This is a genomic window from Paenibacillus massiliensis 2301065 = DSM 16942, from assembly GCF_000377505.1.
In the GTDB taxonomy this organism is placed as follows: domain Bacteria; phylum Bacillota; class Bacilli; order Paenibacillales; family Paenibacillaceae; genus Paenibacillus; species Paenibacillus massiliensis.
This window is the reverse complement of sequence record NZ_KB898202.1, coordinates 27473-46554: the sequence shown is the minus strand read 5'-3', so window position 1 is coordinate 46554 and position 19082 is coordinate 27473. Positions and strand designations below refer to the sequence as shown.

The 19082-nt window shown below is 45.4% G+C and carries 16 protein-coding genes; 5 read left to right on the top strand and 11 right to left on the bottom strand.

The genetic code is table 11. The features are described from left to right. Positions 1-29 precede the first annotated feature (29 nt). From D328_RS0124895 to D328_RS29770, 6 genes are all read right to left on the bottom strand, one after another. Positions 30-962: a M23 family metallopeptidase gene (locus D328_RS0124895; protein ID WP_018887765.1), complete on the bottom strand. Its 933-nt coding sequence runs from the start codon at positions 960-962 to the stop codon at positions 30-32. Then, positions 963-2081 (bottom strand): serine hydrolase, encoded by a 1119-nt coding sequence (locus D328_RS0124890; protein ID WP_018887764.1) that lies wholly within the window; start codon positions 2079-2081, stop codon positions 963-965. It lies immediately after the preceding gene. Positions 2082-2089: 8 nt separating this feature from the next. Next, entirely contained in the window at positions 2090-2803 is a 714-nt protein-coding gene (locus tag D328_RS31940) for a thiol-disulfide oxidoreductase DCC family protein (RefSeq protein ID WP_407667815.1), read from the bottom strand. A gap of 625 nt (positions 2804-3428) precedes the next feature. After that, on the bottom strand, positions 3429-4112 hold the full coding sequence (locus tag D328_RS0124880; protein WP_018887762.1) for a DUF5819 family protein: 684 nt from the start codon (positions 4110-4112) through the stop codon (positions 3429-3431). A 66-nt stretch (positions 4113-4178) separates the two neighbouring features. Further along, complete coding sequence (locus tag D328_RS0124875; RefSeq protein ID WP_018887761.1) at positions 4179-4493, bottom strand: hypothetical protein; 315 nt, start codon at positions 4491-4493, stop codon at positions 4179-4181. Positions 4494-4978: 485 nt separating this feature from the next. Next, complete coding sequence (locus D328_RS29770; protein ID WP_018887759.1) at positions 4979-5254, bottom strand: hypothetical protein; 276 nt, start codon at positions 5252-5254, stop codon at positions 4979-4981. Positions 5255-6171: 917 nt separating this feature from the next. On the opposite strand from D328_RS29770, the gene D328_RS0124860 reads away from it, so the two are divergent. The 4 genes from D328_RS0124860 to D328_RS0124845 all read left to right on the top strand — a co-directional run bounded on the left by D328_RS0124860 (position 6172) and on the right by D328_RS0124845 (position 11876). Continuing rightward, positions 6172-7779: an acyl CoA:acetate/3-ketoacid CoA transferase gene (locus D328_RS0124860; RefSeq protein WP_018887758.1), complete on the top strand. Its 1608-nt coding sequence runs from the start codon at positions 6172-6174 to the stop codon at positions 7777-7779. Positions 7780-7946: 167 nt separating this feature from the next. Beyond that, positions 7947-9191 carry an L-lactate MFS transporter gene (locus D328_RS0124855; protein ID WP_018887757.1) on the top strand — a complete coding sequence of 415 codons (1245 nt, stop codon included), beginning with the start codon at positions 7947-7949 and terminating at the stop codon, positions 9189-9191. Positions 9192-9362: 171 nt separating this feature from the next. Further along, positions 9363-10322, top strand: a complete 960-nt coding sequence (locus D328_RS0124850) for a nitronate monooxygenase (protein WP_018887756.1) — start codon at positions 9363-9365, stop codon at positions 10320-10322. Between the two features lie 165 nt (positions 10323-10487). Then, positions 10488-11876 carry a sigma-54 interaction domain-containing protein gene (locus tag D328_RS0124845; protein ID WP_018887755.1) on the top strand — a complete coding sequence of 463 codons (1389 nt, stop codon included), beginning with the start codon at positions 10488-10490 and terminating at the stop codon, positions 11874-11876. Positions 11877-12153: 277 nt separating this feature from the next. Here the strand turns inward: D328_RS0124845 and D328_RS0124840 are convergent, their stop codons facing one another. The 5 genes from D328_RS0124840 to D328_RS0124820 form a co-directional block, all read right to left on the bottom strand. Further along, on the bottom strand, positions 12154-12609 hold the full coding sequence (locus tag D328_RS0124840; protein WP_018887754.1) for a hypothetical protein: 456 nt from the start codon (positions 12607-12609) through the stop codon (positions 12154-12156). A gap of 87 nt (positions 12610-12696) precedes the next feature. Then, complete coding sequence (locus D328_RS0124835) at positions 12697-13203, bottom strand: type 1 glutamine amidotransferase domain-containing protein (protein ID WP_018887753.1); 507 nt, start codon at positions 13201-13203, stop codon at positions 12697-12699. A gap of 308 nt (positions 13204-13511) precedes the next feature. Beyond that, a complete protein-coding gene (locus D328_RS0124830; protein ID WP_018887752.1) occupies positions 13512-14420 on the bottom strand; it encodes a LysR family transcriptional regulator in 909 nt (302 codons plus the stop codon). Positions 14421-14622: 202 nt separating this feature from the next. Then, positions 14623-15066, bottom strand: a complete 444-nt coding sequence (dtd, locus tag D328_RS0124825) for a D-aminoacyl-tRNA deacylase (RefSeq protein ID WP_018887751.1) — start codon at positions 15064-15066, stop codon at positions 14623-14625. Positions 15067-15192: 126 nt separating this feature from the next. After that, positions 15193-17367 carry a RelA/SpoT family protein gene (locus D328_RS0124820; RefSeq protein ID WP_018887750.1) on the bottom strand — a complete coding sequence of 725 codons (2175 nt, stop codon included), beginning with the start codon at positions 17365-17367 and terminating at the stop codon, positions 15193-15195. A 237-nt stretch (positions 17368-17604) separates the two neighbouring features. Between D328_RS0124820 and uraA the strand changes: the two genes are divergently transcribed. After that, a complete protein-coding gene (gene uraA / locus D328_RS0124815; protein WP_018887749.1) occupies positions 17605-18912 on the top strand; it encodes a uracil permease in 1308 nt (435 codons plus the stop codon). Positions 18913-19082: the final 170 nt, after the last annotated feature.

The window sequence follows — 19082 nt, the reverse complement described above, 5'->3', positions numbered from 1 at the left end:
CAAACTCCGTTCATAGTAATTTGTAATTGTCATCGAAAAATAAGCGTTTGATTATACAATACATCGTTCCTTTTGAGATACCTTCCTTGAAAAGTAATGGGGATCGAGGTACCGTTCAAGTAATCCCCATTGCTAATATCTTTTACTGCATGAATATGAAGATGAGGCTCGGTACTATAGCCTGAATTGCCCACCTGAGCTAATACTTGTCCTGCTTGTACCGTATCATTTTTTTCAACAAGAACACTGCCCTTCTTGAGATGCAAAAGGACAATATAATATTCCCCGTCCTGGATGACGATCATATTTGAGGTTGTATCTCCCAATTCATTCGGTGCATTATCATCCACTCCATCTACTACTTCAACAACCACTCCCCCAACGGGGCTGTACACTGAGTTCTCATAGATTGGATAGGCTGCTAACGCCCCTGAATCATTTAAGATATGTTTTCTCGTACCAGTCGGAGTAAGCCTAGCTATATCAAGGGCGTATTTCATAGTTCGGTGATCATAATGATAATTCATAGAGGCGTTCATTCCACCATTAACCACTATGATGAATCCTTCCTGTAATGGAAACATAAGATCAACTGACTGTTTCTTATCTGGAGTCATTACTACATAAGACAAAATAAACAGCACGCAAATTATTGCTTGATATCCTGCTAGTACACCATACAACAATAATAAAACCTTCGCTCTTGCTGACAAAGCCCCCGTTTTGGGTAAGGGCCTAAACAGACTGCGATGCAATAATGAATATAAAAAAGCAATCACACAGATCGGTCGAAAATAATAATTTAAATCGGACCAATCATTAATAAATAGAAGCATGAACAAATACGAAACAGTAAACAAAAAGTGAATATAATAGACGATTCGATGTTTAAATGGAAAGCAAGCTAACATATATAAAAGAATAAAGGGAATAATAAGTAATTTGATTGCCTCATACAGCATTTAGTAGCCCTCTTTCATAGACAATTGTTTTTGTACCTCCTCTTCAAACAAGCTGTCCGTTAATAGCTTCCCAAGAAACAAATCTATTTTTTTCTTTAGCCAGATTTGTTCTAACTCAGATTCTTCATGAATAAATAGGGCTAATTGAATCTCGTTTCCTGTTACATCAGTACAGTAGAGGGCCTCTGTCAAGATAGAAATGGATGACCCTCCTTTATTTCCAAGCACTTTCAATTTGGTAGAGTCCACAGGCCGCTCTAATAGACTTTTGAGGACTTCATGAATAGCATTAGGGACTAGGCTTTCATTTTGTATGGCCCTCATCAAATTTGCATAATCTCTTGCTGTTCCTCGGGGTTGCTTTTTGGACTCAAGTAGCTGCAACTCTCTAGTGTAGATTTTGCGTGTGTTCCATCGTTTGATTGCGGATAAATCATTTTTACTGCCAAATACATCATGAATGTTCATTGAATGGGTCATGTATTCTTCACGGCTCATATTTTTTATTCTTAACAGTGCTTCTTTAAAACCAATATTCTCTTGCTCCTGAAGAAAAGAACATATAAGTCCCGCAGATGAAAAAGGGAATAATGGATCATGTAAAGTTAGTGACAGATGCTGCAGATTGGAATTTATGGAATCCAGACCTAGCCTCTGTATTAAGTATTCCATATTGGCATTTGAACTGTGAATTAGCATCCCCCGAGCAATTTCAAACAGGGTGACCTTGCCCTCTATAATGCTATTTTGAGATTTGACAGACTCAACCCATTTTTCATGAGCGTGGCCATCAGATCCGGGAATGTAATAGCGTTGTAGTTCCTCTATAGACACGAGTTCATCCTTCTCCAAGGACTGGTTCACAAGCTGACGCGCAAACTCAACAGCTACGATTAATTTTGCTGTACTCGCCAGAGGTCGTTGCTCCTCGGCATGATAGCTAACTTTCTCTACTCCGTTTTTGAGCATATAAAAAGAGACTTTGTCTGGATTGTTTTTGAAATAACTCAGAACATCATGTTCTGTCTTCATCTGATGTTGCCGTTTTGCCATAAGAATCAGAACTACGAATAACAGAGCAATGATACTAAATGCAATAGTCACAATAACTATGAGCAACTTATAGATCACTCCTTTGCCGTGCCAACAGGAACAAAATCACATGCTTGATCACAATTTCCGACTGGAATTACTTTTCTTCTGGAAGCAACGTAATCGTACAGAAGACCTCCAATACCCAACTTACTGAAGATATATAAGAAAGGCGCTACAATCCATAATTGCGGAATTCTTATACTAATTTGATACAAGGCATCTATTCCTTTTTTCTCAGAGCCTGGCTTCCCAACTGAGACTGTATGCATTCTTTTCACCAGCTCTTCTGCATCCAGTTCGTAAGACTTGACTAGCACAGAATCTCTCAGACTAACAAGTTGTAGTAGCCTGAAGCAATCTAGATTACGTAACTTCACACTAATTTGGGTACAAATCGGACACCAGCTATCATAAAAGACAACTATTCGCATTTGATTAAGCTTCGCGGTCCCCCAGACCCTTGTTTTTCGCTTTAACGAAACGGATAGTTTTCTCGTTGTTTTCTTAATGTATGCGTGCATTGATCTATACTCGCTATCAGAAAACACAAGTAATTCCATGACGATCATCACTAGTGAGAATGTAAGCAGCCCCATCCCCATTCCAATGCCAGCATGAAATAAAATCATTGCGCTCACTATAAATGGCTTAATCCGTTTATTTGTAATCACAAAGGGAAATGCAATCTTAATGAGTATAGATAAATATGAAATAATAATTGTCAATCCAATATAGTTATCCACCACGTCCTTCAAAATGGGCCTACTAAACTCCCTAACTTGAGAAATGTAGTACAATGCAGTTCCGTTTTGCCACATCTCACCCATAATCTGGTACATACCTGAGAAAAAATAAACAATACAAAGCTGTATTATACAAAATAGCACTGCAAAATTATGAATGATTAGCTTGAATTTATGGAATACATCAAGTTCAGAAAAATCCCGAGTCTTCTCTCTCAACGCAGCATCTAAAGAAAAATAGGCTGTATTATTAGTGAACAATAGAAAGAACATATTAACTATCAGAAGGTTATCCCCACCATCGCTAATGGTAAATGACCGAGTATATATCGAATAAAAAAATACATAGGTTAAGAATGTGAATATACGCCCCTTATACCCTAACAAGTATATAATTGTCACTATGATTCCAAGATGGTAGATTACATCAAAATACAAGATTGAAGAGCTCAGATTGTAAAGTGACCACGACATTAATTTGAATTCGTCAGAATACATATTTATACCAAAGTCATGCCATAAAAAATATCTCTGCCAATAGTTAACAAAATAGTTATAGAGTATGATGAACCCAATGGCTATTCTTAGTAGACTTGTACCGATTAAGAACCTCTCAGTTAAAAAAAAGCTACGGTAACTGGACAACATCATCCACTACTCCCTTCCAGTCAAAAACAACTGTCGTCTCTTCAGGCTTGAAGGAGGAATCGTTTCGTTTTGAATACGGAACAGCATCTGCTATGGATGTCATAAACTGTACCTCTCTGATCTCAGCCTCTGAAAATTCTTTTTTAGCAAAGGCAGAAGCGTATCGATATAGAATGTTCTCAATATGCTCCGAGTCCTTCTCTAGTGAAGAATTTATTTTATTTTGTGCATCCTCTTTATCTGAATTTTTCTCTATTAATTTGTATGTAAGTTCATCTTTTCCTCCAATGTATAATTGATGAATGTACCCGCTCCCTATTCGGATAATTCTGTTATAGGGGGAAAATAGCGTTTCTTCATTTGTCCTAATCATGGGTTCGGTAACGTCGTACCATTCACTCACGTTGATTTCTTTACTGCCAATGTCAGTATATTTAACCCGAACATACAGCTTTAAATTTTGAGTCATTGGCTGTGGAGCAAACAGATGCCAATTCTGTTGAAAAAAACGCCCAACGTAATTATCAGTTACTGACTTTAACGCAACGGAAATGGGATTAATGGGTCCAGCATGGAGAAAAACCAAGAAAAAGTGCATCAGCAGGAGCATAGAGAGCAAGAATATTGTTGTATTCAAAAAAATAAATTTGTATTTTTGCTTCATTGAACTAAGCCTCCTATAAAAAAGGAGGAGCGCATATTGGATAAGCATCCCCTCCTAAAGTTATGTCTATTTATCAAAAATTACATCTGCATTGTCAACATCCGTTGAGGATACGCCTGTACCCAATAAGCTACCTAGACGTGTGACTTCTCGCAAGGCATCTTTATTGGCCTTATAGGCCTCTGTGGCTACAACCCATGCTTTTCTGGCAAGAGATGCTATAGCCTGAGGTTCAACTGAAGCTTTGCTGGCATTCTGAATATTTACATTTGCTACCGTGCTTACAGATTGGTAACCAGAGGCATAAGAAGCGGTCAAACTAAGAGTAGAGAATGCCGTAACAACCACAACAAAACTTAAAATCTTCCACTTTTTTTTCACACTTTTTCCTCCTCATATTTCCTAGAATAAACTTTTTGATGGGTAATGAATTGATTATTTCAATTCACACCATATTATTCCAATAGTTATATTACCATTAAATCCAAATAATTTAAATATGAAATATAGAAATTTTAAATATAATCTGCTTTTGCTCAAAATTAGTTCATTGAAGTACCGCAAATATATCAAGGCCTCTGGAAATTCTCTTTTCGCAAAAGCGGAAGGATACCGATATAGAATCTCTTCTATTCGCATAGATTCTTCTTCCAGTAGAATATATTTTGTTTTGAACATCCTTTTTATGTGCATTTTTTCGATCAGCTTGTATGTAATCTCATCTTTTCAGAGTCTCCTCATTCGTTCTGAACATTGGCTCAGTACGTCTATCCATATCAAGCTGTTTGGGTTTCACCCTTAATAAGCCTTCCTGTGGAGTAGGAGGAGCTCATTTTGAGAAACAGCTCCTCCTTTAAAGTTGCTACCTATTTATCAAAAATTAAATCCCCCAGGCTACCCGAACCATCGACTTCAACGGGGATTTTCCCTGCCACTTGAGCTTGAGAAAAGAACACCATTTTCGGAGCACCAGCAACTAAGACAGCCTTGTCCCTAACTGACATATCGTCAACTTTTACAGAATTTGCAACAGCTTTTGTTCCTACAGATTGATAATCAGAGGCATATGAAGCCGTCAAACTAAGTGTAGAAAAAGCTGCAACAGCTACTAACAAGCTTAAAACCTTCCACTTTTTTTTCATCTCTTGTTACCTCCTCTTATTTTCCATAAATAGATATAAAAAATAGATTATTATCTTTTCAGATATTTATCACCACCTTTTTCCATTTACAATATTACCATCAAAAACCAAAAATTGAAATGTAAAAATTTTAACCATTTAAAGTTAGTTAACTGACATGACTCAGAGCTGTTTCATAGAAGTGCTTGAGATCAGATATTTTCCAGTTCTGAAAAAGTCTAACGTAGTAAATTTGCCAAAAAAACAATCACATGCCATCTCGAAAATTTTTATCTTGACTCTTTTGCTGTTGTGAAGCCTAATGACTGTCTACTGCTCAAGAGCTATTGTTAGGAATAGACTCGCTTTCTATAAAAATTTGAAGAACACGCCGTTATTCAATCCTTTCACCTATAACCGTCCAATGACTAACATGAGCTCCGACAAGAAAGTGTAGTATTTTTACGAATCCAACAATTCCATATACCTCGTAGTGTTGATAGGCTCATTTCGAACCTGCTCATAGAAGTATTCGGTCCAAAAAGCCATTTTAGACGTTTTCTAACTATCACCTCGCTCACTACATTCGCAATTTTGCCACACTCCCTCTCCTGTTTCCCAAGTAGTTGGACCCCTGTTGACGGAAAAAAAAACACGCACTATGATTCAAGTGAAAGTATTCACAAATTCATTCCGGAGTGAAAGTGAATATTTTCACTTAAATCGTTCGACACCTAATTTATCTACTTTATCTGCTTATCTATTCTTCTACTTATTCCGTGATGACGGCAATGAGCCTGCACATGAGACTCGGCAGTTTGCCTCACGTAGCAGATTACCTATACGTAGCAGTTTGTCCGCACGTAAATAACAGCTTTTAATCTATGTTACTTCTAGCCCTATTCATTCAATTCATGCTATCGAGGGAGTGAGCATTCATGTCTAAAATTATTACAGCCAGTCAAGCAGCAACACTTATCCCGGATGGAGCCACCATTGCCGCAAGCGGCTTCGGTCTTTCCTGTTGGGCCGAAGAGATGGGCATCGCCATTGAGGAACGATTCCTGCAATCCGGTCATCCCCGTAACCTGACAGTCGTTCATGCCAGCGCAGTTGGCGATCGTCGGACCAAGGGAATGAGCCATCTGGGCCATGAAGGTCTGATCAAACGCTGGATCGGTGGCATCGCGATTGCATCCCCCGCTATGGCTAAGCTCATCGAGGACAATAAATGTGAAGCCTACAACCTGCCACAAGGCGTAATTACACAGCTGTTCCGTGAAATTGCGGCCAAGCGTCCAGGAGTCATCACCAAGGTTGGTATGGAGACCTTCGTCGATCCTCGTGTAGAAGGCGGTAAAATGTCAGCCTGTACAACAGAGGAGATCGTCAAGCTGATTGAGCTGGAAGGCGAAGAATGGCTGTTCTATAAGAGCTTCCCGATTCAGGTCGCATTGATCCGCGGTACCGTGGCCGACGAGAATGGAAATCTGACGCTGGAAAAGGAAGGCTTGCATATGGAGGTTCTGCAGATTGCTCAGGCTGTGCGCAATTCTGGCGGTATTGTGATTGCTCAGGTAGAGACCGTAGCCAAGAACGGCACACTGCATCCGAAGGATGTGAGAGTACCTGGCATTCTGATCGATCATCTGATTATCTCGGAGCCGCAAAATCATTTCCAGACCGAAAATACACAATACAATCCGGCCTTCGCTGGGCATGTGAAGGTGCCGATGGATGCAATGGAGGTAATCCCGCTCGACGAGCGTAAAATTATCTCACGCCGCTCGGCTGCCGAGCTGGTACCAAATACGGTGCTTAATCTTGGCGTCGGCATTCCCGTCTGTGTGGCTACGGTGGCGGCAGAGGAAGGTGTCAGCGATCAATTAATTCTGACAACCGAAGCTGGCTCAGTCGGTGGCGTACCAGCAGGCATCAAGGATTTTGGGCATGCCTACAACTCCGAGGCCATCGTGGATCATGTGTCCCAGTTCGACTTTTACGACGGCGGCGGTATTGATCTCTCTGTGCTGGGTCTGGCACAGACTGACGAATCCGGGAACGTCAATGTCAGCAAGTTCGGTACTCGTGTAGCTGGCTGCGGAGGCTTCATCAACATTTCCCAATCGGCTAAAAAGCTCGTTTTTGCCGGAACCTTCACGGCAGGAGGGCTGCAAATTGCTGTTGAGGATGGCAAGCTTCAGATCGTGCAGGAGGGCAAAGCTAAGAAATTCCTGAAGAAGGTTCAACAAATTACCTTCAGCGGCTCCTACGCGACCAAGGTCAAGCAGCGGGTTGTCTATGTGACAGAACGTGCAGTATTTGAGCTGCAAGATGGAAAAATGACACTAACAGAGATCGCCCCTGGCATTGATTTACAGACCCAAATTCTCGATCAGATGGAGTTCATGCCTGTCATCTCGTCAGAGCTAAAGGAAATGGATGCCGATATGTTCTGTGAGCATTGGGGCAAGCTGCGTGACGTGATCACAGCCAAGGGTAGCGAGCAAGCGAAGCATGAGATAGATGCTGTGGCTACTGTATAAGCGCAGGCCAAGAGAGTATAGATGCTTGTCAAAGTATCAAATGATCACAAGGACTGACAGAGATGAATGATCGAATGAATGAAAGTCATGATATAGCGAAATTAATAGCGGGAACAATGCCCTCTCTTCACCCACACTGATCCTGCACCAGAAAGGACCAACCTCCTATGGAAAATGTACAATTGAATCGCTGGCGCATTCTAATCGCTGCGACCCTGATCAATATTTGCGTCGGCTCTATTTATGCCTTCAGTATTTTTGCCCTTCCACTCAGCAAAGTGTTCTCGGCAAGCATGCCTGAAATTATGATGGCCTTTACGATTAATGGTGCCATTTCACCAATCCCGATGATTTTGGGTGGGAAGCTCGTAGACCGGGGTGGGGCAAGAACCGCGATCTTCCTTGGCGGTGCGATGTTTGGACTTGGCTTCATCTTGTCAGGTCTTGCCACGGCCCCCTGGATGCTCTATGTGACCTACGGGGTGATCGCTGGCCTCGGGCAGGGGATCGTCTACTCAGCTACCATCGGGAATACTGTGAAGCTCTTTCCGGATAAGCGTGGACTCGCAGCCGGGATTGTAACCGCTGGTTATGGCGGCGGTACGATTATTATCGCTCCGCTGGCGAATGCCTTGATTACTAGCTCTGGCGTGCAGACAACTATGATTATGCTTGGCACAGCCTTCCTGATCGTCATTATGGCTGGTGGACTATTCACCAAGGCCTGTCCGGCAGGGTACACACCTGCTGGCTGGACACCACCCCAGACAGCAGGCGCACGTCCAGGCTCGGTCAATCTGAATTGGCGACAAATGCTTAAGCAGCCACTGTTCTACGTCATTGCTTGTCTGTTCCTGATCGGTGCCTTATCCGGTATGATGGTTACCTCCAATGCCTCGGTCATCGGCCAGACGATGTTCGGTCTGTCCGCAGGTGTAGCGGCTCTGTTCGTAAGTCTTTACTCCCTTAGTAACTGCCTGGGACGCATCTTTTGGGGAGCCGTATCGGACCGGATCGGCCAATTACGCTGTCTCATGATGATCTACCTTGTTATTGCTGCCATGATGCTGACGCTGGCATTGTCCAGTTCTGTCGCTGGATTTGCCGTCGCCATTATCGGCATTGGCCTATGCTTCGGCGGCACAATGGGTGTCTTCCCTTCGATCGTCGGGCAGAAGTTCGGTATGAAATATTACGGTGTCAATTATGGCGTAACCTTCATCGGCTACTCGGGTGCTGCCTTTTTCGGACCGCGAATTGCGAATTCCGTCGCAGCGGCGAATAACGGCATGTTCACCAACGCCTTTTACATCGCGCTCGTCATTGCTCTGGTAGGCTTCGCGCTGACCTTCCTCTACAAAGCCTTGGAGAGTAGCAATAGACCTGCACCTACCACTGTCGAAGCAGCATGATCTGCTTTAAGTAGCTATTTTAGTTAGAAATATGGGCTTTGAGCCAGGAATGTGAATTATGAAATGTGAATTATAATTTGTATGACTTTGTATGGCTTTGTATGGCTTTGTAAAACTCTGAATCCTATTGATGGACCACATATTATAATAAGATTATTGGAGGAACTAACCATGACTATTACACAACTGCTTGGTATTAAATATCCTATTTTCCAAGGCGCTATGGCCCAAATTGCCCGTGAACCACTCGTAAGTGCTGTATCCAATGCTGGCGGACTTGGCATTATTGGCTCTGGCGGGATGTCCGCTGAGGTGCTTCGTGAAGAGATTCGCAAGGTTCGTGCAGCCACCAGCAAGCCGTTTGCCGTGAATCTGATGCTAATGATGCATAACATTCCCGAATTGATTGAGGTTATTGTCGAGGAGAAAGTCAAGATCGTGACGACTGGCGCGGGTACACCAGCCCCGTATATGCCGATCTTCAAGGAGCATGGCATTAAAGTAATAGCCGTTATTCCTTCTGTCAAGATTGCGAAAAAAATGGAGGCTCTCGGCGTGCACGCTGTCGTTGCCGAAGGTACCGAAGCTGGCGGTCATGTCGGTGAGACAACTACGATGGCACTCGTTCCGCAGGTCGTTAGTAGCGTGTCCATTCCTGTCGTTGCCGCAGGTGGTGTTGCCGATGGACGTGGTATTGCAGCTGCCTTTGCACTGGGTGCCCAAGGTGTCCAGGTTGGGACTCGCTTCCTTACTACCGTCGAATGTCCTACACATGACAACTTCAAGCAAGCTGTCATCGACGCTGACGATACCAGCACTACTGTTACCGGACGTAGCCTTGGCGGGCCTGTACGCAGCATTAAAAACAGCATGATTGCTGAATATCTGAAGCTGGAGCAGGAGCATGCCACCCGTGAGGAGCTGGAGAAGATCAGCCTTGGCTCTCTGCGCAAAGCCGTCTTCGAAGGCGACACTGATCGCGGTTCGGTTATGGCTGGACAAATTTGCGGCCTGTGTAACGAGATAACTACGGTCGAGCAAATGATTACGACCATGTTCAATGAAGCACAAGAGCTGCTAAATCGTCTTGGACAGACTCAAATTACCGGTGAGCAGGTAGCATCCGTGTAACCATTCCAAAGTGACAATGAAAGGCCGGGTGTATCCCTCTTTGCAGGAGATGATCCGGCCTTTCTAATAGCTTCTATTGTTCATTTCTACAGGCCATATAGTAAGGTATAATCAAGGATGATAACCAGCTATTACTTCGATTATACAAAAGTGAGTTGATCGATCATGACCAGACATACAGATAAACGAGCCCCCGGAGGTAGCAACCAGTCTCCTGCCACGCTGTTCGTCACAGACGCGAAAGGCAATATCCTGATCTCCAATGAATTCACCGCCTTGACGATTGGTATCCCGCTTGATGAGCTGCTTCGTTACAATGTGCAGGACCTCGTGAAAGCAGGCTACTACAGTGAATCTATCACTATGAAGGCGATTCAGTCCAAGCAGAAGGTGACTCAATACATTAATACCGTACAAGGCTTCAAGGTCAAGTCGACAGCTGTGCCCATTCTCGATAATACAGGTGAGGTGCAGCTAGTCGTTACTAGCTCCAGCGGCTATAGAGGAGGATCTTCCATCCTTGCTGGGACTGCGCTGCCACCTGCTCATGAGAATAGCAAACGCTCAAGCACTGCCGCCTCTGTACTCAAGAATAATGGCGTCGTTGCGGAGAGCCTGGCGATGAAGCAAATTATTCAGGTATGTGACCAGATTGCCTCTTACGATAGCAAGGTACTGATTCTGGGTGAATCGGGGACAGGCAAATCAGTCATTGCCAAATATATTCACCGCCAGAGCACGAAGTGGAACGGTCCATTCATTCCAATTAATAGTGCCGCTATTCCAGCCGCCTTATTCGAATATGAGCTGTTCGGATATGTTCAGGGGGCGATGCCCGGCTTAATGGATGAGAAGCAAGGCTTGTTTGAGGTGGCCAGAGGCGGCGTACTGTTCTTTGATGAGGTCGCTGAGCTGCCATTGGAAATACAGGCCAAGCTGCTTGATGTGCTTGAGCGTGGGGAATTCAGACGTGTGGGGAGCACCGAGGCTATCCCGATTCAATGTCGGATGATCTTTGCTACGAATCGTGATTTGTGGAATATGGTAAAAAAAGGATTGTTCCGCGAGGACCTGTATTATCGAATCAATGTCATCCCGATCCATATCCCGCCGCTGCGCAGTCGCAGGCTGGATCTCGTCGGACTGATCTCCAGCTTTATTGCTCATTTCAATAAGGTGTATGACAAAAAGTATGTATTGCCAGCCGATGAATTTCAAACAATGCTAGCCGAGCCATGGCACGGAAATGCACGCGAGCTTCGCAATTATATCGAACGACTGATCGTAACAGATCAGACGGGGCTATGCCAGCAGCAGCCCATCGAGCAGGTCACAGACTGGTTCACACTGGATCATTTCATCCAGGCCAACCGCAGTCGACTGAACGGGCTAAAGGAATATACGGCGTTAACCGAGGGACGATACATTCAGCAGATGCTGCAGATCTGTGGTGGCAATAGTGCCGAAGCAGCCAGACAGCTAGGAATTGACCGCTCTGCCGTCTATCGCAAGCTGAAGAAGATGGAGGACATTCTGGCAAAGCTGGAGGTCTGATTATAAAGCTCAAAGCATGAACTCCTTCTTACTCATTATTCCCCCCACATGATTATGACCAAAAAAAAGACCTGCGGAAACGGTCCACAGGTCCAAAAGGTATATTAAAAGGGGGTCATGCTCTTATTATAGACACGATATGTTAACGGACTGTGATGCTAATATTACATTTGTATTACAGATAGAGATTTTGTCATTATATGCTAGGCATACACGGAAAAGCCGGGAAAACGGCGACATGCGCAGTCCTCCCGGCGTATTATGTCTATACTGCATCTTAATCAAATTTCTCAATGAACGCATGACCTGCCCGCAGCTTGTTTACGACCTGATCATAATCGCTCTCTGCGACCTTGACGGATAGCACATAGCGCAGATCATCATTGTGTTCTGAGGAATACACATCATCCGCATCGAGCAGCACCGGATTGGATGGTACCTCATCATCCCGATCATCATCACGACTTCTGGCTTCTTTGAAATCATTGGTACTCACAACAGAGACAGAATCCGGTCCTGTGGAGCCTGGTGCAGAGATGCCTCCCACAGCCCCTCCAGTCATGGAGCCGGTTGTGTTATAAGGAACGATCGGAATGAGTAGCCTCTTATCCCTGCCCAAAGAACTTTCCAGTGCCCCTACCTCCACATCACTCGTTTGGTATGCCTGCAGTGAATATCTGGCGGCCTCTGCCTCATCCTCTGTTCGGAAATAAGCCTGGATTAACTTTGACATGTCAAACCCCTCCTTCTGGATTTTGTCTGACGTTTGCTTTACTGCTCCTCGTATGCTGTGAAGCTCTTGCGATACTGTTAGATATACTTACAGTGCCCTAAGAATCTCCCGTACGAAGGCTGGCTCATCTTGTGGTGTACGTGACGTGATGAAGTTCTCGTCCACAACTGCCTCATGATCTCTGAACTCTGCTCCGGCATTGATCATATCGTCCTTCAGTGGAGGATATGCAGTGATGGTACGTCCCTTCAGAAGATCTGCACTAGCCAAAATTTGTGGACCATGACAGATAGCAGCAATAGGCTTCTTCTCCGCATTTGCTTCTGTGACGAATGTCAGAATATCCGAATTCAGACGCAGATTCTCTGGGGATGATCCACCTGGGATGACTACGGCATCATAATCAGCCGCCTGCACCTCGCTAATCGCCTTGTCTGTCGTGTAGGTCGCTTTGCCGTTCTTACCCGTCAAGCTCTCACCCTGTTTCAGGCCAATGATAATAGCTTCATGACCGGCCTTCCTTACTTCATCGTATGGAACTTGCATCTCGGAATCCTCGAATTGATCAGCTAATAAGAATGCGATTTTGCTCATGATCAGCTCTCCTCTCCGGTATAGTAACCACTTTCTTGTATTACCCTCTTAAGACTCTTTTATAACAAGTGAGTTCTTGCAGAAATCTCCATATTTCCGCCTCGGGCAACAGGAATAGGGCACCCCCTCACGCTATATGCGATATGGAGCTGCCCTTTACGACTTTATCTTATTTGTATTTGCTCTATTAAGACAGATCTCTTTAGCTGAAGCTTCCTGCGATCATGGAATTGTTCAGATCCGTTAAAAACTTATAAATTCTCTTATCTTAACATGTAGCATACGACTTAGACTCTCCCTTAATCACTTTAAATCGGATTGGAGGCTGCCTCATGCAGCGCCTCGACATATACCGTAGCAAGCTTGGATAGTGCCGCACTCTTATGGCTAATCCAGCCTACATTCATCGTCTCCTCGCAGTCCAGCGGAACAGGAATAATATCCCGTCCGTTCAGCTCAGCACTCAGCACCCCCGTAGATATGGTATAGCCATTGAGACCAATGAGAAGATTGAACAATGTTGCCCGATCATTCACACGAATACTCTTGGGGTGGGACAACGTGCTAAGAATCTCCTCGGAGAAATGGAAGGAATTATACTCGCCCTGCTCGAACGAAAGGTAGGGATAAGGCTCAAGCTGATGAATACTGACCACATCCTGCTTAGCGAGCGGGTTGTTCACACTGATGAAAATATGCGGCTTCGCAATGAACAGACTGTGGAACTCCAGATTCGCATCCTTCAGCAGACGCCTCATTACCTTTTCATTGAATTCATTCAGGTACAGTATGCCGATCTCGCTACGCAGAGTACGTACATCCTGAATGATTTCATGGGTCTTGGTCTCCCGTAAGGCCAGCTCATACTCCTCTTGTCCGTATTCCTGCACTAGCTTGACGAAGGCGTTCACGGCAAAGGCATAATGCTGAGTGGACACAGCAAAGTGCTGTGGTGAAGGCTTAGCGTTCAGATAGCGGCCCTCCAGTAGCTCTGCCTGCTCCACTACCTGCCTAGCATAACTAAGGAACTCAACGCCTTCTTTCGACAGCGAGATGCCCTTGTTGGTGCGCTCAAAGATCGTGATTCGTAGCTCCTGCTCCAACTCACGAATCGCATTCGACAGACTGGGCTGAGACACGAAGAGCCGCTTGGCAGCTTCATTCATGGAGCCTCGTGTGGCAATTTCAATCACATACTTCAACTGCTGCAGCGTCAATCTGCTTCCCCTCCAAGTGGTTTCATCATAGATCTCCACACATGATTACAGTTTCAGAGCCTTACATTGCATTTGAAGGATACTTATCTATATATGCAAAAGCGCCCACAGCCTGTCCGCCGGAAAAGCTTTCTCCGATTCTGACAGTGTGAACGCTATCTATTGCTACTACATTTATCCTACAACAACTATCCTGCAAGACCTATGCCTGGCTATCTAAAATCAGCGTAACTGGGCCCCAGTTCGTGAGAGAGACATCCATCATGGCTCCGAAGCGGCCCGTCTCGACGGTTAGTCCCCGATTACGTAGCTGCCGATTGAACGCCTCATAGAGCTGCTCAGCAGGCTCTGGTCTGGCCGCAGCCATAAAGTTCGGACGTCTGCCTTTGCGGCAATCCCCATAAAGAGTGAACTGAGAGACTGACAGCACAGCACCACCGATGTCGAGGACGCTGTGGTTCATTTTACCCTGCTCGTCCTCGAAGATACGAAGGTCAGCTGCCTTGTCCGCCAAATATACAGCATCTGCCTCAGTATCCTCATGGGTCACGCCGACAAGAATCATCAGCCCCTGCTCGATCTGTCCTACAACCTGCTCATCTACTGTGACAGAGGCTCGTTTACAACGCTGTATCACAATTTTCATCTGTATTGCTGCTCCATTCCGCAAATGCTACATAATCAATGGATATCCCTGCTTCAATTCAGTATTCATCCTGCATGCCGACTCCTGATAGCCACCATAGCCGTTGCAGGCTGCTCCTGGATTCGACTATTGCATGATCCGATGCACCGTGTACACATCCTTGACCCGCTTGATCCGTTCCACCACAGAATGCAGGTGGTCTGTATTGCGGATCAGAATCGTAATATGCATCATCGCCATCTTGTTCTTGTCTGAGCGTCCGGTGACCGCCGCGAGGCTGGTCTTGCTCTCCGAGATCGCCTGCAGTACCTCGTTCATGAGTCCGTTGCGATCATGTCCGGTGATCTCGATATCGACGCTGTAATTCGCTTCTACTTCCTCTTCCCACTCGACCTCAATGACCCGAGCCTGTTCTTCACCTTCACCACTTGGTATGTTAGGACAGTCTGTACGGTGGACAGAGACACCTCTACCACGTGTGACATAACCGATAATCTCGTCGCCTGGTACCGGATTACAACAGCGTGCAAAACGAACCAGCAGATTGTCTATGCCCTTCACGCGCACGCCATTCGTTGGGCGATTCTTGCGCTCAGCCGCTGGCTTGATCTCCTTAAGCTCTGAAGTCAGCTCCAGCAGCTTGGCCTCTTCCTGCTCCTTGCGTAGCTTCTCAGTCAGACGGGTACATACCTGAGCGGCTGTGATGCCTCCAAAGCCAATAGCTGATAGCATGTCATCCACGTCATGGAATGAGAACTTTGTCGCTACTTCCTGAAGCTTGTCATCGCTCATCCAGGCAGATGGCTCGATACCCATGCGCTTCAGCTCGCGCTCCAGATTCTCGCGACCCTTCTCCATGTTCTCCTCGCGCTTTTCCTTCTTGAACCATTGCTTGATCTTGCTGCGCGCATGAGAGGATTGGGCAATCTTCAGCCAGTCCTGGCTAGGGCCATAAGAATGCTTGGAGGTCATAATCTCCACGATATCTCCGGTCTTCAGCCGATAATCAAGCGGAACAATTCTTCCGTTCACCTTGGAACCAATTGTCCGGTTACCGACCTCTGTATGGATACGATAGGCGAAGTCGAGCGGCACAGATCCGGCTGGCAGCTCGATGACCTCACCTTTCGGTGTAAATACGAATACAAGATCGGAGAAGAAATCCATCTTGAGCGACTCTACGAACTCGGAAGCATCCTTGGCTTCATTTTGCAGCTCCAGAATCTCTCGGAAGAATGTAATCTTATCCTCTAGATTGCCGTTCGCATTGTTGCCTTCCTTATATGCCCAGTGTGCAGCAATACCAAATTCTGCAGTACGATGCATATCCGATGTGCGGATCTGCACCTCGGTAGGCTCCCCGTTAGGTCCTACTACCGTGGTATGCAATGATTGATACATGTTCGCTTTGGGCATAGCAATATAATCCTTGAAGCGGCCAGGCATCGGCTTCCACAAGGTATGAATAATGCCAAGTGTGGCATAACAATCCTTAATATTATCCACAATAATACGAATCGCCAGCAGATCATATATTTCGTTGAATTGCTTGTTCTTGGTGGTCATCTTCTTGAAGACACTATAAATATGCTTCGGACGACCGGACAGGTCCGCATGAACGCCCATCTCACCCAGCTTCTCACTGATTCGCGCAATGACATTATCAATGAATTGCTCACGCTCTGCGCGCTTCTTGTGCATCAAATTCGCGATTCGGTAATACTGCTGCGGATTCAGATATCGCAGGGCGATATCCTCCATCTCCCACTTAATAGCCGAGATCCCGAGCCGATTCGCGATCGGACAGAAAATCTCCAGTGTCTCATAAGCAATTCTGCGCTGACTCTCCTCAGACTGGTACTTGAGAGTCCGCATATTGTGCAGTCGATCAGCAAGCTTAATGACAATGACACGAATATCCTGTGCCATCGCTATGAACATTTTGCGGTAATTCTCGTTCTGCTGCTCTTCTTTGGAACGGAACTGAATACGCTCAAGCTTGGTCAAGCCATCGACGAGCATAGCGCAATTATCGCCAAAGCGCTCGCGAATCTGATCCAGAGAGACGGTCGTATCCTCAACCACATCATGCAAAAGAGCAGCAATAATAGACATCGTATCCATCTGCATGTTTACGACAATATCTGCTACCGCCAGCGGGTGCAAAATATAAGGTTCTCCGGACTTCCGCGTCTGGCCATGATGAGCCTGGTCTGCAAAATCATAAGCTTCCCGTATGCGAAGAAGATCAGGTTGTCTGATATAGGCTCCGGCCTTTTCAAGTAATTGCTCAATGCCCATTCTGCTCTATTCCGTGTCCTTTCTATACAAAATGGAACCCGACGTAATTCTTGATCGCACAGGTTCCGCATAAGTAATTTCCTCTAATTATGACGCTTGTAAGCTCTAACGTCAACTGCCTGCAAGCATTGGAAGAATGTTATTGCTAAATTTGACGAAACTCATTAATGTATATAAGAATGACTGGACGCTCACAGAGCGAATAATGTAGCGAATAATGTTAGGAGTGAACCCAAGTTGCAACGTGAAATTCAAGTGCATGAGAAGCTTCCCGTGGTGCCGGGATTCTTACTGAGTCTGCAGCATCTCTTTGCCATGTTCGGTAGTACGGTGCTGGTACCAACCATTTTCGGCGTCGACCCAGGCATGATTCTGTTGATGAACGGAATTGGTACCCTGCTGTATCTGTTCTTATGTCGCGGTAAAATCCCTGCCTATCTCGGCTCCAGCTTTGCCTTCATTGGACCTGTTGGCCTGGTGCTGGCTGCGAATCCCGAGAACGGCTATTCTATGGCGCTAAGCGCCTTTATCGTGACTGGTGTCATATTTTGCATCGTTGCCCTGATTGTCAAGCTCATTGGGGCAGGTTGGCTGAATGTCGTATTCCCTCCTGCAGTCATGGGTGCCATCGTCGCTCTGATTGGTCTGGAGCTCGTACCGGTAGCAGCTGGTATGGCTGGACTGATCAATTCCAATCCACTAGAGCCATGGACACCAGATTTCAAGACCATTACCCTGTCCATGATTACTCTTGGCGTAACTGCACTCGGTGCCGTTCTGTTCCGTGGGTTTGCCAAAATCATACACATTCTACTCGGCATTGTAGTCGGCTATATTCTGGCCTATTACATGGGAATGGTAGATACCGCAAATATCGCTAACTCTTCCTTCCTCGCTATGCCAACGGTAACGACACCTACATGGAACATGTCGGCTATTCTAACCATCCTTCCGGTAGCGTTGGTAGTCATCGTAGAGCATATCGGGCATCTATTGGTAACAAGCAACATCGTCGGCAAGGATCTGTCCAAGGACCCTGGTCTGCATCGTTCTCTGCTAGGTAATGGTGTGTCCACCATCATGTCAGGCTTTGTAGGTTCGACTCCGAATACCACTTATGGTGAGAACATCGGTGTCATGGCTTTGACGAAGGTTTACTCCGTCTGGGTTATCGGGGGTGCAGCTATTATAGCCATTCTGCTGTCCTTCTCCGGTACCTTCTCGGCTCTGATCATGAATATTCCTTCTCCTGTCATGGGAGGCGTATCACTCCTGCTATTCGGTGTCATTGCAGCCTCAGGCCTGCGCATCTTCGTAGAGCAGAAAGTTGATTTTTCCAAAGCGAGCAACATCATTCTTACAACCATTGTGTTGATTACGGGAATCAGTGGAGTAAAGCTAACGCTTGGAGCCGTAGAGCTTAAAGGAATGGCACTGGCTACGATTGTAGGTATCGCGCTGAGTCTGATCTTCAAGCTAATTGAGATCACGGGACTATCCAACGATGGCCCGGATGAGAAGCTAACAGAGAAGACTCCAGATTGATATAGTACGTCTATCCAGACATACTGATATTATCATCATTCATTCAGTGGCAGCATATGCCTGACCCTAGCTCATACATGCCAAAAGGCATCCTTCAAGCCAGCAAGTCTGGTTCGAGGGATGCCTTTTTCATATAGAATATAAGGTTATCAGCAACGCTGATTCCTTCA